This is a genomic window from Mangrovimonas sp. YM274 (assembly GCF_030908385.1).
Lineage (GTDB): Bacteria > Bacteroidota > Bacteroidia > Flavobacteriales > Flavobacteriaceae > Mangrovimonas_A.
Map to the genome: position 1 here is coordinate 139,896 of NZ_CP133091.1, position 14,676 is coordinate 154,571.

17 protein-coding genes are annotated in these 14,676 nt (G+C 38.4%); 1 reads left to right on the forward strand and 16 read right to left on the reverse strand.

What is annotated here, in order from left to right; all coding sequences use genetic code 11:
* Window positions 1-61 precede the first annotated feature (61 nt).
* From atpA to RBH95_RS00735, 15 genes are all read right to left on the reverse strand, one after another.
* Window positions 62-1,642: a F0F1 ATP synthase subunit alpha gene (gene atpA / locus RBH95_RS00665; RefSeq protein ID WP_307900816.1), complete on the reverse strand. Its 1,581-nt coding sequence runs from the start codon at window positions 1,640-1,642 to the stop codon at window positions 62-64.
* A gap of 32 nt (window positions 1,643-1,674) precedes the next feature.
* Window positions 1,675-2,214 carry an ATP synthase F1 subunit delta gene (atpH, locus tag RBH95_RS00670; RefSeq protein ID WP_053976479.1) on the reverse strand — a complete coding sequence of 180 codons (540 nt, stop codon included), beginning with the start codon at window positions 2,212-2,214 and terminating at the stop codon, window positions 1,675-1,677.
* 7 nt (window positions 2,215-2,221) lie between these two features.
* Window positions 2,222-2,722 carry a F0F1 ATP synthase subunit B gene (locus RBH95_RS00675; protein ID WP_053976480.1) on the reverse strand — a complete coding sequence of 167 codons (501 nt, stop codon included), beginning with the start codon at window positions 2,720-2,722 and terminating at the stop codon, window positions 2,222-2,224.
* A 79-nt stretch (window positions 2,723-2,801) separates the two neighbouring features.
* Entirely contained in the window at window positions 2,802-2,993 is a 192-nt protein-coding gene (gene atpE, locus RBH95_RS00680) for an ATP synthase F0 subunit C (RefSeq protein ID WP_053976481.1), read from the reverse strand.
* A 33-nt stretch (window positions 2,994-3,026) separates the two neighbouring features.
* Window positions 3,027-4,100, reverse strand: coding sequence for a F0F1 ATP synthase subunit A (atpB, locus tag RBH95_RS00685; RefSeq protein WP_307900817.1), 1,074 nt, complete (start codon window positions 4,098-4,100; stop codon window positions 3,027-3,029).
* 114 nt (window positions 4,101-4,214) lie between these two features.
* On the reverse strand, window positions 4,215-4,604 hold the full coding sequence (locus tag RBH95_RS00690) for a DUF6168 family protein (RefSeq protein ID WP_307900818.1): 390 nt from the start codon (window positions 4,602-4,604) through the stop codon (window positions 4,215-4,217).
* The gene (locus tag RBH95_RS00695; protein ID WP_307900819.1) at window positions 4,597-4,833 is read right to left on the reverse strand and encodes an AtpZ/AtpI family protein; all 237 of its coding nucleotides are present in this window, start codon (window positions 4,831-4,833) and stop codon (window positions 4,597-4,599) included. The genes RBH95_RS00690 and RBH95_RS00695 overlap by 8 nt, the downstream gene beginning before the upstream one ends.
* Window positions 4,787-5,170: a polymer-forming cytoskeletal protein gene (locus tag RBH95_RS00700; protein ID WP_307900820.1), complete on the reverse strand. Its 384-nt coding sequence runs from the start codon at window positions 5,168-5,170 to the stop codon at window positions 4,787-4,789. Before RBH95_RS00700 ends, RBH95_RS00695 begins: the two co-directional genes overlap by 47 nt.
* A gap of 39 nt (window positions 5,171-5,209) precedes the next feature.
* A complete protein-coding gene (locus tag RBH95_RS00705; protein WP_307900821.1) occupies window positions 5,210-7,669 on the reverse strand; it encodes a hypothetical protein in 2,460 nt (819 codons plus the stop codon).
* Window positions 7,670-7,914: 245 nt separating this feature from the next.
* Window positions 7,915-8,622: an ABC transporter ATP-binding protein gene (locus RBH95_RS00710; RefSeq protein WP_307900822.1), complete on the reverse strand. Its 708-nt coding sequence runs from the start codon at window positions 8,620-8,622 to the stop codon at window positions 7,915-7,917.
* 11 nt (window positions 8,623-8,633) lie between these two features.
* Complete coding sequence (locus RBH95_RS00715; RefSeq protein ID WP_307900823.1) at window positions 8,634-10,112, reverse strand: DUF5687 family protein; 1,479 nt, start codon at window positions 10,110-10,112, stop codon at window positions 8,634-8,636.
* A 47-nt stretch (window positions 10,113-10,159) separates the two neighbouring features.
* Window positions 10,160-10,867, reverse strand: coding sequence for a hypothetical protein (locus tag RBH95_RS00720; RefSeq protein ID WP_307900824.1), 708 nt, complete (start codon window positions 10,865-10,867; stop codon window positions 10,160-10,162).
* The gene (locus tag RBH95_RS00725; protein ID WP_307900825.1) at window positions 10,864-11,496 is read right to left on the reverse strand and encodes a hypothetical protein; all 633 of its coding nucleotides are present in this window, start codon (window positions 11,494-11,496) and stop codon (window positions 10,864-10,866) included. The genes RBH95_RS00720 and RBH95_RS00725 overlap by 4 nt, the downstream gene beginning before the upstream one ends.
* Window positions 11,493-12,116, reverse strand: coding sequence for a hypothetical protein (locus RBH95_RS00730; protein ID WP_307900826.1), 624 nt, complete (start codon window positions 12,114-12,116; stop codon window positions 11,493-11,495). The genes RBH95_RS00725 and RBH95_RS00730 overlap by 4 nt, the downstream gene beginning before the upstream one ends.
* Complete coding sequence (locus tag RBH95_RS00735) at window positions 12,116-12,454, reverse strand: PadR family transcriptional regulator (RefSeq protein WP_307900827.1); 339 nt, start codon at window positions 12,452-12,454, stop codon at window positions 12,116-12,118. The genes RBH95_RS00730 and RBH95_RS00735 overlap by 1 nt, the downstream gene beginning before the upstream one ends.
* Window positions 12,455-12,569: 115 nt before the next feature.
* On the opposite strand from RBH95_RS00735, the gene RBH95_RS00740 reads away from it, so the two are divergent.
* Window positions 12,570-13,625 (forward strand): ferredoxin--NADP reductase, encoded by a 1,056-nt coding sequence (locus tag RBH95_RS00740; RefSeq protein WP_307900828.1) that lies wholly within the window; start codon window positions 12,570-12,572, stop codon window positions 13,623-13,625.
* 16 nt (window positions 13,626-13,641) lie between these two features.
* On the opposite strand, the gene RBH95_RS00745 is transcribed toward RBH95_RS00740, so the two are convergent.
* The gene (locus RBH95_RS00745; RefSeq protein WP_307900829.1) at window positions 13,642-14,667 is read right to left on the reverse strand and encodes a glycosyltransferase family 9 protein; all 1,026 of its coding nucleotides are present in this window, start codon (window positions 14,665-14,667) and stop codon (window positions 13,642-13,644) included.
* Window positions 14,668-14,676: the final 9 nt, after the last annotated feature.

A 14,676-nucleotide genomic window follows, 5' to 3' on the forward strand; every position in this document is an offset into this window, starting at 1 on the left:
TAGAATAAAGTATGAGTATTGAGTAGTGAAGTCAACATCACTACTCAATACTAAAATCTAATTATGCTCTAAATTTTGCTGAAAGATCTTTAGCTACAGTAGTCAATACATCTGTAACTTCGTCTGTCAATTTACCTGCTTTCAAAGTAGCCAATACATCGCTATGCTTAGCTCTTAAGAACTCTAGGTAATCTCTTTCAAATACCTTAACTTGGTCTACAGGTACGTCTTTCAACAAGTTTTTAGATCCTGCATAGATGATCGCAACTTGATCTTCTACAGTAAATGGATCGTTTTGTGCTTGCTTCAAGATTTCTACGTTACGCTTACCTTTTTCAATTACATTTAAAGTAACAGCATCAAGGTCTGATCCAAACTTGGCGAAAGCTTCCAATTCACGGAACTGAGCTTGATCCAATTTTAGAGTACCGGATACTTTCTTCATAGACTTGATCTGAGCGTTACCACCAACACGAGATACAGAGATACCTACGTTAATTGCTGGACGTACCCCAGAGTTGAATAAATCACCATCCAAGAAGATCTGTCCGTCTGTAATAGAAATTACGTTTGTAGGAATATAAGCAGAAACGTCTCCCGCTTGAGTTTCGATAATTGGAAGGGCAGTTAAAGATCCTCCTCCTTTTACTACAGATTTCAAGCTCTCTGGAAGGTCGTTCATTTCTTTGGCAATGGCATCGTTGTTGATGATTTTTGCAGAACGCTCCAATAAACGGGAGTGTAAGTAGAATACGTCCCCTGGATACGCCTCACGTCCTGGTGGACGACGTAACAACAATGACACCTCACGGTAAGCTACCGCTTGCTTAGACAAGTCATCAAACACAATTAATGCAGGACGACCAGTGTCTCTAAAGTACTCACCAATAGCAGCACCTGCCATAGGAGCGTAAACTTGCATTGGAGCAGGATCTGATGCGTTAGCAGCTACGATAGTAGTATACGCCAAAGCTCCTTTTTCTTCCAATGTTTTAGCAATATTAGCAACAGTAGACGCCTTTTGCCCTACCGCTACGTAGATACAGTAAACTGGGTTTCCTGCATCGTAAAATTCTTTTTGATTCAAGATGGCATCAATACAAACGGTAGTTTTACCCGTTTGACGGTCACCAATTACCAACTCACGTTGTCCTCTTCCTACTGGAATCATGGCATCGATAGACTTGATACCAGTTTGCAACGGCTCGGTTACAGGCTCACGGTAAATAACTCCAGGAGCTTTACGCTCTAATGGCATTTGGTAAGTCTCCCCAGAGATAGCACCTTTACCATCGATTGGGTTACCCAATGTATCTACAACACGACCAACAATACCTTCACCTACATTGATAGATGCGATACGTCCTGTACGCTTTACAGTAGAACCTTCTTTAATTTCTTTAGAAGGGCCTAACAATACAATACCTACGTTATCTTCTTCAAGGTTCAGTACGATACCTTCCAATCCGCCTTCAAATTCTACCAACTCTCCGTATTGAGCGTTTGAAAGACCGTAAGCACGTACAATACCATCACCCACAGTTAATACTGTTCCTACTTCGTCTAACGAAGCTCCCGCTTCGAAACCTGATAGTTGCTGTTTTAAGATTGCTGATACTTCAGCTGGATTTACTTCTGCCATCTTTATTTATTTGTAAATAGATATAGTATATCTTAATTTAATGTAAATTCTCTTTTTAGTTTGTTCAAGTTATTGGCAATGCTAGCGTTGTACTGCATGTCTCCAACTCGTAAAATGAAACCACCAATGATATCTTCATCGATGATATTTTGAACCTCAACCTCTGTCCCTCCGGTAAGCTCTTTTACTTTAGCCAACACTTGGGCCTTTAAGGCATCGGTTAAAGGAACCGCGGTAGTTACCTTGGCAACTTGAATTCCTTTTAACACATCAAACAAATGTGTGTACTTATTTGCAACAACCTCTAAAAGGGCAATCCTTTTATTAGTTATCAACGTCTCTATTAAATTTGTTGTAATTGCATTGGTGTTTTTGAACACTTCAGACAATACAGCTCTTTTTACAGATGATCTTACCACAGGGCTAAGAAGCATTTCACTTAAGTCCTTGCTTCCCGCAATAGTAGTAGCAATCAATTTCATGTCGTTGTTTACGGCATCGGCATTGTTGTTATCTGATGCTAAACTTAAAGCTGCCTTGGCGTAACGTACTGCTGCTCTTTCTCCTGCCATTGTAATCTTAGTTTAATGTTGCTTCACCCAACATAGACTCTACCAATTGCAATTGGTTGTCGTTGCTGGATAATTCCTTACGCACCACCTTTTCTGCGATTTCAATAGACAAACCAGCTACTTGGTTTTTCAACTCTTCCATAGCGGCTTTCTTTTCGCTTTCAATAGCAGCCTGAGCTTGCTCGATAATTTTTGTTGCTTGCGCCTGAGCCTCGTCTTTGGCATCATTAATCATCTTCGTTTTCATGTCGCGAGCATCTTTCAACATAGCTTCACGCTCAGCACGAGCTTCGTTAAGGATACGCTCATTGTCTGCCTTAAGGTTTTCCATTTCCTTACGGGCATTGTCTGCAGCAAATAAGGCGTCTTTAATTCCAGTTTCACGCTTTTCAACCGCATCCAAAATTGGTTTCCAAGCAAACTTCTTTAATAAAAACACTAATCCAACAAACAATAACAATTGCCAGAAAAACAGACCTACTGAAAATTCACTAATTAACTTCTCCATTTATATTTATGTTATAATCTAATTCTTTAAATAATTAAACAACAGCTGCAACCAACCGTTACAGCTGTTAGTTTTGTTGTTATGCCGCGAAAAGGGCAGCAAATCCAATACCTTCAATAAGGGCAGCAGCAATAAGCATAGCTGTTTGGATTTTTCCAGAAGCTTCTGGTTGACGAGCGATAGCGTCCATAGCTTGTCCACCGATTCTACCGATACCTAAAGCAGCACCGATAACGATCAATCCAGCTCCTACAATGTTTGGAATAGTCATAGTATATATATTAAATAATTAAACATTCAAATTTTAGTGGTCATGGTGCTCTTCTACAGCAGAACCGAAATACAATGCAGATAACATTGTAAAGATGTACGCTTGTAATGCTGCTACCAACAACTCCAACAACGACAACACAAATGCCAAACCAAATGACAAGGTGCTACCAACCCAATTTTTGAAGATGAACATCAACCCGATGATACTCATCAATACAATGTGACCAGCAGTAATGTTGGCATACAAACGAATCAACAATGAAAACGGCTTGATGAAAGTTCCCAACAATTCAATTGGCGCTAAAATGATTTTCATTGGCACAGGCACTCCTGGCATCCAGAAAATGTGTTTCCAGTAATTTTTGTTTCCTGAAAAAGTTGTAATTAAATAGGTAAGTAATGCCAAAGCAAAAGTTACCGCAATGTTGTTGGTTACATTCACCCCAAGTGGCGTTAACCCTAACAAGTTGATAATCCAGATAAAGAAGAAGATGGTCAACAAGTAACTCATATAACGCTTGTAATGCTTTTTCCCAATGTTAGGAATTGCAATTTCATCTCTTACATATATAATGATAGGCTCTAAGAAACGACCTATTCCCTTTGTCATTTGACCATTTTTGTAAGTCTTTGCCATTCTGCTGAAGATGAAAAACATCAACAACCCAACAAGAAATACAGTAAACACGTTTTTAGTGATAGAAAAATCCAACGGTTTTACATTACTAACATGATGATGCTCTTCATGAATAGTTCCCTCCGCATCTGTTTTATAAATTTTACCGTGGTATAATTTGTAATACTCACCTCCTACTTCGGCAACAGATTCACCATGGTGCAACTTTGAAGATGAAAACACCTTTAAACCGTTATCAAATAAAATTACAGGAAGTGGAAACCCAATATATTTGTGCTCTCCAGCGTCATTGGTATAGGAGAACAAACTAAAATCATGAGAGTCCAACAAGTGGTGATCAATATACTCCTTGATCTCCGTTTTTAAATCTTTTCCCTCCTCATGATGTCCTTCTTCTTTAGCAAAAGAAAATGCAGTTACAAAAAAGAACAGTAAACAAATTGTTTTTAACGAAATTACGTTTTGCATATCACTTAATTAATAGTGGCCTAAAAATTGGTGCAAAGGTATGCTTTTCATTCAAAAGCAAAAAACAAAATTTCACAATATTTTTGAATTAATTTGAAGAAGTAAAAAAAGGGGTTAATCCAAATTTTTAAGAAGCTTTAACACACCAAAAGCTTCTGTAACCAAACAAGTTACATAAGGCACGAAAAAAGTGACAAATTCCACTCTGGTAATTTGTCCGTCCACGGAATATTTTGGATAGAAGACAATAAAAAACACGGCAAACTTCAATAAACTTCCCGCCATGAACAAAAACCCCATTTGGTCTTTAAGTTTTTTCCTAAAAAAATAGAGTCCATATAAAATGGTTAGAGCCAAAAGAACATTCACCACATAAGCCAAAACAATATAATTGGCAAAGACCTCATAATCCAGTTGCCGTAATAACATGGTATGTATAAAAAAAACAATTGCCGAAGCAATTGTTATTTGTATTGTAGATTTTACCAGAATATCCTTATTCATTTAATTTATTGATTTGCTTTAGCACGACATATAAAGAAATCCCTACCCCCAACAGTGTTCCAACTATTAAAAACAGTTTTCCTCCGTCGGTGTATTTTGTATCCAGCCATTTGCCCAACATGACAAACAGATAGATAGTAATTCCCATCTGAAAAGCAACCCCGCTTAAAGCTGCAAGGTTCTTAAGCTGATTTTTGGGCTTCTCTGGTATTTTTTTGTTGTCCTCCATTTTTTGAACCTTTCATTGCGCAAGTCGCATTAAACGTAGCACCAGGTTCCACAGCCAACTTACCAACTTCCGCTTCACCTTCCACAACTGCAGAGGATTTTAAAGACAAGGTATCAGTAAGTACGAGCTTTCCTGAAAAACTTCCTTCTATATCGGCGTTGGCACTTTTTAAAGTACCATTAACAACACCTGTTCTACCGATAACAATTTTTCCTGGGGTTTTGATATTACCCTCAACAGTTCCTTCAATTCTGAAATCTCCTTCACCAACAACATCACCTGTGATGGTAGTTCCTTTAGCGATGGTGTTTTGCTGCGATATTCCTTCTACTGCCATTCTTCCTTTTTTTTGTTCCGAAAACATAGGTTAAATTTTTTATTGGGATTGTAAATATTCGTTCACATTTTTATGCATTTGCACAATTCCATAATTAGGGGATGAAATGGCAAAGTGCTCACGCTTTAATTTGTATTTCTTACCTTCCAAAATTTCCGCTAACCCTAGAGCTCCGTCTGCACTCTTTAATCCATGGATTACTACAAATTTGGTCTCAAGATCATACATATCTATAGACACCTTTAAATTTAGGTAATCTACTTTAACTATAGCCTCCTCCAGTTTCTTGGCAAATTCTTCAATTTGCTCTTCATCCTTACTTTCAAATGGATAGACCAAATTAAAGTTTTTTGCCGACTCGTTAGACACAAATTGCTTGTTGGCTAACACAGGGATTACTTTATCCATCAACTCTTGCGCACGCTTACCTTCATCGGTGTTTGGATAATTAAGCGCTGTGTAATTAACACCTTCTTTATAGGCCTCAAAACCATATAGCCTACCACGTGCAGATGCCTTTAAAATCTCAAACTTAGGCACAATGGCATCGCCTTCCAACTCCCGAATGTATTCGTCACAAAGGGCAATGGTCTCCAAATAATTTTCTGCTTCAAATTCCTTGTAAGTCTTCTTATAAAGATTCTCCGGACTATTTTCATCGCTCGCCAATTCCGATTTTGGATTCAACAATATTTCAGCATAACGTGAATCTGGATGGTTGGCCACAATATCATTTTTCATAGCCTCTGCCTGAGCCGCCATTTCCAAATCCAAATAGATTTTATACAAATTATATTTGGAAGGCAAAATCAAACGTTCCTCCGGATTACTTTGCAATAAATTTTCCAATTTGTTTTTGGCTAACTCATTCTCACTGAACTTCTCTCTATAAATAACCCCCAATTGGTAATAAGCAAAATTACGTTCCTTTATCAAGCTATCAATTACCCTTTTATCTGAAGGCACCTTCTCTAGATAAAATTCAGGATCGTAAAGCTCACTCTCGGTAGTCCCTTCTGCTAAAGCCTCTCCACTAACAGCTCCAACCTTTGCCGCCTTATTAGATGACAACCTCCAATTATCCTGCAACATTCTGTCTCCCCAAATTTTTGAAAACTCATTTCTACCATAGGATACCGTAGTTGGATTGTAAAAATAAAAGGTTTGTTTTTGTCCGTTGGCATTACCTCCTGGAGGCAACAAAGAACTTCTTGAAACGGAATTATTGGCATTGTTTGCAGTGGCCAGCCCCGCATTAACTCGATTAGCTATCTCCTCCTGTTTTGCACGCTCCTCTTCAGCTTTTTTCAACTCTTCTATATAGGCACTAAATACAGCCAAGCGCTCTGCTTCGCTCATGTTCACCAATCTAAGGATACTGTCGTTGGTTTGGGCAATATCCTCATAAAGAATGACATCATCCAAGTTATCACGTTTACGCTTGATTATTCGGTACGGCCTAGTTCTTGGCTCCAAATTGATCAAGGTACTGTCATAATAGGCACCAGCGTATTTGTATTGGGCCATATCAAAATTCATATCCCCCAAAACAGTATAATCGAAAGCTCTTAATTGTTTATCCGGCGTATTGGTTCGTAAGGATTTATTGTAATTGGCAATCGCCAAACTATCTTCGCCCTTCCCGCGATGGTACTCACCTATTCGATAATATATTTTGTCCAAAAACGGACGGTTTTCACGATTCTTTTCCAAGTCGGCCAGATACTCTTCAAATTCAACTACCTTCAAAGAATCTGTCACATTTGAATTCTTGATTTTCTCTAGATGAGCGTTGATATAATAAGGCCGTGGAATTTTACGGTGCATATCGATAATTTTATCGAAAGCCATATTGGCGCTGTCTACTTCACCAAGTGAATTATAAAGCTGACCAATGATATAGTTATAACGCGCCTGTTCTGTATTCTTTTTGGTAACCGCAGCTGCAATTTGCAATTGTGTAATGGCACTGTCAGGTGATTTTGTATTGATGTATGCCTGTGCTAAACTCGACGTAGCATCAGCCAAATCCTGATCTTCCAGTTCAGCCTGTTCTAAAAGACGCTTCAGATTTTTAATAGCCAACTCATTATTCTCTAATCTAATGTTGGTCTTCTCTCTCCAAACTTTGGCTGTATTGATTTTGTCACTAGCGGCATGTTTGTAGAGAATATAGTTGAAGGCTTCCAATGCAGGAATAAAACGTTGGTCGTAATAACGTGCCTGACCAAGCAACAGGTAAGCTTCATCAATTTGAGGGTTGTATTCTTTCCCCCGAATGTTCATCCCGTGTTTTTGGATGGCCTTGATGGCTTTTTCTTCTGCTCGTTCAAAACTTGGATTTTTGGAATCCCCAGGCATGATCACCTCTTCAAACACTTCCATGCGTTCTACAGGAAGAAGGTTCCAATAATCGTCGGTATAGGCATCGTTGATAGCATCACGTCCTTGTTCCAGAGCAATATTTCCATTGTATAGAATATTGTATTTGGTACCCATTGCATGAAAGTTTCGGTTCATGAACTTATCCTTCTTACGGGAACATGAGGTTGCAATTACCGAAACACCTAGTAACGCTATTATGATTTTAGAAGTTGTTTTCAACCTTGCCGACATTTGCTTCATAACATAACAGGAATCTAGCCTGTATATTATGTGTTGGCTGTAAAAATAAGCATCTTTTTGAATTATTGAAGTCTCTTTAGATGAAATCTGACCTCAACTACTGAAAGTCCAAACTTTCCCTACAAGGTGGCCGAACCTGCAAAATATCCTTCCAATTCCTTAAGGGTTGCAGTGTTGGTGGCCATGTCCTTGATCACTTCTCCTTTTTCCAGCACCACAATACGTTCGCACACATCGGTAACATGCATAAGGTCATGACTGGAAATAAGCACCGTGACATCTCTGGTTTCGGCAAGATCTTTTATAATTCCTTTTAACCGAATTTGCGTAGTAGGATCCAAATTAGCAAAGGGCTCATCCAAAATTACCACTTTAGGGTTACCAATTAAGGCAGCCACAATCCCCACCTTCTTTTGATTTCCTTTACTTAAATCCCTGAGGTACTTCTTCTGATTTAAAATTTCGTCATGGAAAAAATCCTCAAACTGCTTGACAAAAGTATCCACATCGGCTTTGTTTTGTCCTCGCAAATCTCCCACAAAATAGAAATACTCCTCTGGTGTTAAATACCCAATCAAGAAACTTTCATCAATAAAGGCAGACGTGAAAGGCTTCCAATCTTCGCTTTGACTCACCCTAATATTGCTATTCTTAATATAACCCGTGGTTGGCTGTATTAAATCCAACAACAGACTAAAATAGGTGGTTTTACCAGCCCCATTATTTCCCACCAAACCAAAACTCTGGCCTTTGGAAATATTCAGACTATCAATATTCAATACGGTTTTGTCGCCGTAACGTTTTGTAAGTTGCGATGTTTGAATCATAATCCTTTATATTAACTGTCTTGACTAAAGGCGTCAATCATTTTATATTTCGACTCTAAATATTTTTCTGTAATCAGGCTCATTAATTTCTGGTGAAACACAATCCCCGTTAACCCCAATACTATTAACACGGCGCAGGCTATTTGAAAATTAGCCACAGCATAGAACAAGCCAAAAATTGCCAAGGGCAACAGCATAAGCGGAATACCAATAATCCACTGTACCGCTCCCGTTCCCTGATAATTAAAAGCCGCCCGCTGGTTTAAATCAATTTTCTTCCGGTTGAAAGAGCCCCCAAACAAAATAACATGTGTGTTGATTCCAATATTATACACAGCCGCTGCAAAATGCGCCAACAGAATCTTCCACCCAAAATATACGTATGGAATACTCAATACAAACAGCACAATTACGCTGGCTGTCATCAACACATACTTAGACCTCAAATATTGTTCATATTTAATATTTTGAGCCATGAGCATTTTGTAATAACCGCTATCCCATGCCGGGATGAACTGCCCAAAATTGATAAGAAAGATTCCGGTAACAAAAATTCCGATAAAGGCATAAAACCAAGGCATATTGGCGTAGGTTGGATTGGGATAGAAAAACAAACCGTATAATAAACCAATTACCAAAATGAATACCGACGAGCGTGGACGTTTATTTCTCCAAATCAATTTTAAATCCATTTGAATGAAGGGCGCGGTATCTCCAAAATGTCTGGTCCAAGCCATTGTTGAAGCCTCCACCTGCTGCACTTTGGTTTTTAAAGAATGATCTAAATACAACTGCTCCTTTAACAACCTGAAATTATAAGCATATACCAAAGCCAAAATCAACAACGGCACTACCAACCAAAGGGGATTAGAGCTCACCGCCCTTAAAAAGGAAGCTACAACTTCGTCTATAGAAACAATGTTGAAATAATTAAGCGCAAACAAGCCCCCTACCAGCACCAATATTGGGAGATAGGACAATTCCGTTTTTGAGGAAAGACTTTCTATGATGAAGTTTAAAAAATTTACGATCAGGGTCAAAAGCAATAAAGCAAAACCCCAAACAATTACCGCCCCCAAGCCATGCCCACTTCTAACCAACATAAACCCAAAAGGCACCACAATAAACAAATGCAGAAAATTGAAAAACGACAGCGCCGATTTCCCCAACACATAATTGACTACTTGACGCCGCTTAACAGGCAACAACAATAAAGGCTTAACAGCCATTACTGGCAACTTTTGAAAAAAGAACCGAATAAACAGATCCATTAAAAACCAATAAAACACAACATTGTTCACAACAACAAATGGATCCTGATCTGGAAACATTTGTTTTAAGCCAGGGTATAATGCCAAGCCTGTGACTAAAAGACCAAAAATCATCCACAATGCCAAAAGCAGCATGAATATTTTAAGCACCATTCCTTTTCCAAAACTCGCCGATCTGAAAAAAGCTTTAATTTCTAGGGAGACAAACTGTTTTAGCATCTTTTGTTTGGGTTAGCATTTCATTAGTAACCAATATATCTAAAATGTTACACTAGAGTATATTCCGGGTACATTTTTTTCATGTTTTCTTCCAAATTCTTAGGAATATAAAACGCTACCAAATAGGTTACCAAACCATAAAACACCAAAAACGAAGAGACAATCCAAAGCACCCATGGATTATCAACATTTAATTCACTGTGATTATTAAAATTAATCAAAAACTGTAAGGGTATTTGAAACATAATTCCTCCGGTTCCTAGACCAGTAATAATATCCTCCAACAAGTACTGTTTTCCACTTATTTTGGAACGCTTTTTAACCTGTAACCTAAATCGGCACATCTGAACTGCAGGCAATAAAAACATTAAACAAACCAAGCCAAAAACAATAATATTGCTAAAGGCAGAAAACCTTAACAGCATTTGGAGCATCAGCACCAAAGCAATCGTCATGATGATTTTGGGCAACCTAAAATACTGCTTAAAAAGCTGCCATACTTCTTTCCAATAATATTTCATTAGTGCCTTGGTCCGCTGTTCTACCACATCCTGAAAACCGAAGACTCCAAACTTCTTAAACTCTATGTGCAAAGCATCTTCAAATGTTCTTTGGGGATGTTCTTCCCACTGCGCCTCAATGCCATTGGCCAAATGATCTACCAACTCCGTTTGTATGTCGTAGTGCACCACAAAATGTTGCCGCGTAAATGCATAAAGCTCTTGGATTCTATCTTCTGTAATGATTGGTTTCATGAAATTGTTTCGTATTTCTTTTTATAAAACTGATAATTCTGGAAGCCCAATTGAAGCAACAAGAAAGGAACCGCAACTCCCAGGGAAATCTTAAATATTGCCATATCACCTTCACAAGCTAAACACCTAGAAAAAGAAAGAAAAAATGGATTTGCAATTTGATAGTAAATTACGATATATAAACCAATTCTTTCCAAATAAGAATAGCGACGTTTATAAACCTTATAATCTATCAAATACAATAATGGCAAAGACACTGTCAAGAAAATGGGAAAATGTCTTAGATAATTTGAACCACTGAACACCCACATTATTTTAACTAAAAAGTAACTCCCCAAAACAACCAACACCCCTTGCCAAGAACAAATGTTTTTCGCAAGTTGCTTCAACAATTTTTTATCACCACTTCGATAATATCGTTTACTCTCCTTTAGCAAACTCATTTTATTTTCGGCCATATACCATTTAAAAGCGTTGTAAAAATCAATCCCATCTTCAGACATTCTCACCTCTATTTCTGAAGCCACATGGTCCACCATTTCCATCCGGATGTCGGCAAAACGCACATCAGAATTCTTTAAATAGGTGTCTATAAATTGTATTTCTTCTATTGATAAGGCCGGTTTCATGAAATTGCCTGGTATTTGTTTTTGTAAAACTGGAAGTTCTGAAACCCTAATTGAAGTAATAAAACTGGAATCAAAACACTTAGCACAACGAATATATAAGAATAACCTCCCAAAGGCCCGTCAACAAAATGATTGAGCGCAATACCAATATATTGAGGGAAAATTATTAGGTAAAAACCTATGCGTTCCAACGAAGAGAATCGAAGACGCGTCTTTCTAGTTAAACCAAAATAGGCTGTCATAGCCAATATGCATATCGACACGGGAAACATTAGAACATACTTGGAACTCATAAATTCAAAAAGAATCCCTACCAGTCCCAAAACCAAAATTACAAGCAACAAACCTTGACCGGAATAAAGGTTCCTCAATAATTGTTTCAACAGCTTTTTCTCCGATTCCATCAAATAGTTTCGGTTCTGTTTTAACAAGCTAGCTTTATTTTCGGCCATATACCATTTAAACGTATCGTAAAAATCATTTCCCTTTTCAGCCATTCTCGACTCCACTTCAGAAGCGACATGGTCCACCATTTCCATACGAATATCTGCAAAGCGCACATCGGAGTTTTTAAGATAGGTATCTATAAACTGAATCTCTTCTTTAGATAGCACTTCCATTACTCCAAACTAAATTTAGGATTCACCAAAGCCTGCATGGTTTTGATGTAGTTTTCCAATTCCGATAATTTATTAGCTGTTTCCTTGGTGCCCGACTCCGTAAGCTTATAGTATTTCCGCATGCGGTTGTCCACTTTTGTCACCTCCACATCCAGCAAACCATCGGCTTCCAACTTATGAAGCGACGGATACAAAGCTCCTTCGGTAATTTTAAGTTCGCCATTGGTCAACTCTTTTACCTTCTGAGTGATTTCGTAACCATACATCTTATCATTTTCACTCAATAGCTTTAAAATGATAGTTGTCAAACTGCCTTTATATAATTTTGAATTGCTCATAACGTTTCAAATATATACATAAAATTCTTATGCATAAGTTTTATAGGTATATATTTTTTGTTGAATTACATTTTAAAGTGTAGCGGCTTCACTATTTTTGTAAAAAATAAATTTCATGTCTCAATTTCATAAACTCACTATAAAAGAGGTGCAGCGCGTCACAGACGCTTCTGTAGCCATCAGTTTTATTGTTCCTGAAGAACTAAAAGCCGAATACACCTTTCAAGCGGGGCAATACATCACCCTAAAAACCACCATTGACGGAAATGAAATACGACGAGACTATTCCATCTGTTCGTCTCCAAAAAGTGGCGAACTTAAAGTAGCCGTTAAAGAAGTTGAAGACGGTACGTTTTCTTCTTACGCCAATAAAGAATTAAAGGCTGGGGATGTTTTGGACGTTGCCCCTCCAAAGGGACGTTTTGTATTTGAACCAAATGACAAAAAGACCAAAAACATTGCCATGTTCGCCGCAGGAAGCGGGATTACACCAATAATGAGCATTGTAAAATGTGCTTTGGAAGAAGAAATACACAGTGAAATTATCTTGGTTTACGGTAACAAGACTACCCAAGACACCATGTTCCTTGAGGAATTATTAGCACTCCAGCATGAATACAGCAAGCGCTTGTCTGTTCAGTTTGTATTCAGTCAAGCCGATGAGGACGATGCTATTTTTGGACGTATTGAAAAGAGCACCGTAAACTACGTGATGAAAAACAAATACAAACACGTAGAAGTAGATGCTTACTATTTATGTGGGCCAGAAGGCATGATCCACACCGTAAAAGATGTACTTACAAGTCATGATATTGAGGCTGATAGAATCCACTTTGAGCTTTTCAAAGCTGCAAAACCAGCAGAAATCATTGACACCGGAGTTGCCAGTGGCAGAACACAAATTACCATTACGGTAGACGAGGAAGAAACCACTTTTGAGATGTCTCAAAAACAAACCATTTTGGAAGCTGCTTTAGATGAAGATGTCGACGCCCCTTATTCCTGCCAAGGAGGGATTTGCAGTAGCTGTTTGGCCCGTATCACCGAAGGGGAAGCCACTATGCGCCAAAATAATATTTTAACAGATAATGAGGTTGCTGAAGGCTTGATATTGACATGCCAGGCACAACCAACCTCTCCTACCATAAAAGTCGATTACGACGATATTTAAAAAATAAAAGCGGTTACTAAGTAACCGCTTTTATTTTATGTATCACTTCTTGAGGCGCAATACTTCCTGCCGCCTCTTCATAATCTTCTGGATATTTGTTCCCATAAACAGATGTTGGGATTAAAGGAAATTTCGATCGGTCTGCCAACAACAAATAGTCTTCAGGTTGGTTGAAGGGTGCAAAACCAGCATAAGGATGCGTCACTCCCCAAATGCTAATTGTTTTCACTCCCAACATAGCCGCCATATGCCCATTCCCAGAATCCATAGAAACCATTGCATCCAAATTGGAAACCACATCCAATTCTTCTTCCAACGTAAACTTTCCAGCAATACTTACCACATTTTCATGAGCATCTTCGATACGTTGCAACTGCTCTATTTCAGAAGCTCCACCTCCAAATAGTATCACCTTATAATCTTTTGACAAGGATTGAATCACCTCTTCCATCAAGTCCAATGGATACATTTTTCCTTTATGTGCCGCGAAAGGCGCAATACCAATCCATTTTTGGGTGTCTGTACCCAAGAGTTCCAAAACTTTGGAATTTAAAGGTGTTCTTGACGGAAATTGTGCACTGGAAAGCTCTAAAGGAAATCCCATGTTTCTAAACACATCAGCATAGCGTTCATGGGTGGTTTTTAATTGCTGAAATATATCCCCGTTTACCAAAGCTTTCTTTTCAGCTCGTCCTTTATCCAATTGCTTGGTTGGTGTTCCCAAAAGGAAAAATTTTAGAATTTTGGAACGGAGGACATTGTGCAAATCGGCCACAGCATCTATGTCCAATTGCTTTAATTCCCTAGACAATCTATACAGCCCAAAAATTCCCTTGTGCCTGCCTTTAACATCCACAGGAAACACCTCAACATGTTCAATATCCCTAAAAAAAGAGGCAAAAAAACCTCGTGTAAGTACGGTAAGTTTTACATCGGGATATTGCTGTACAAAGGCTCTTATCACAGGAACCGTCATCGCCACATCTCCCATGGCTGAAAGACGGATGACCAAAATATGTTTGGGTGCTTTTTTAGACTTCATCTATGCTTA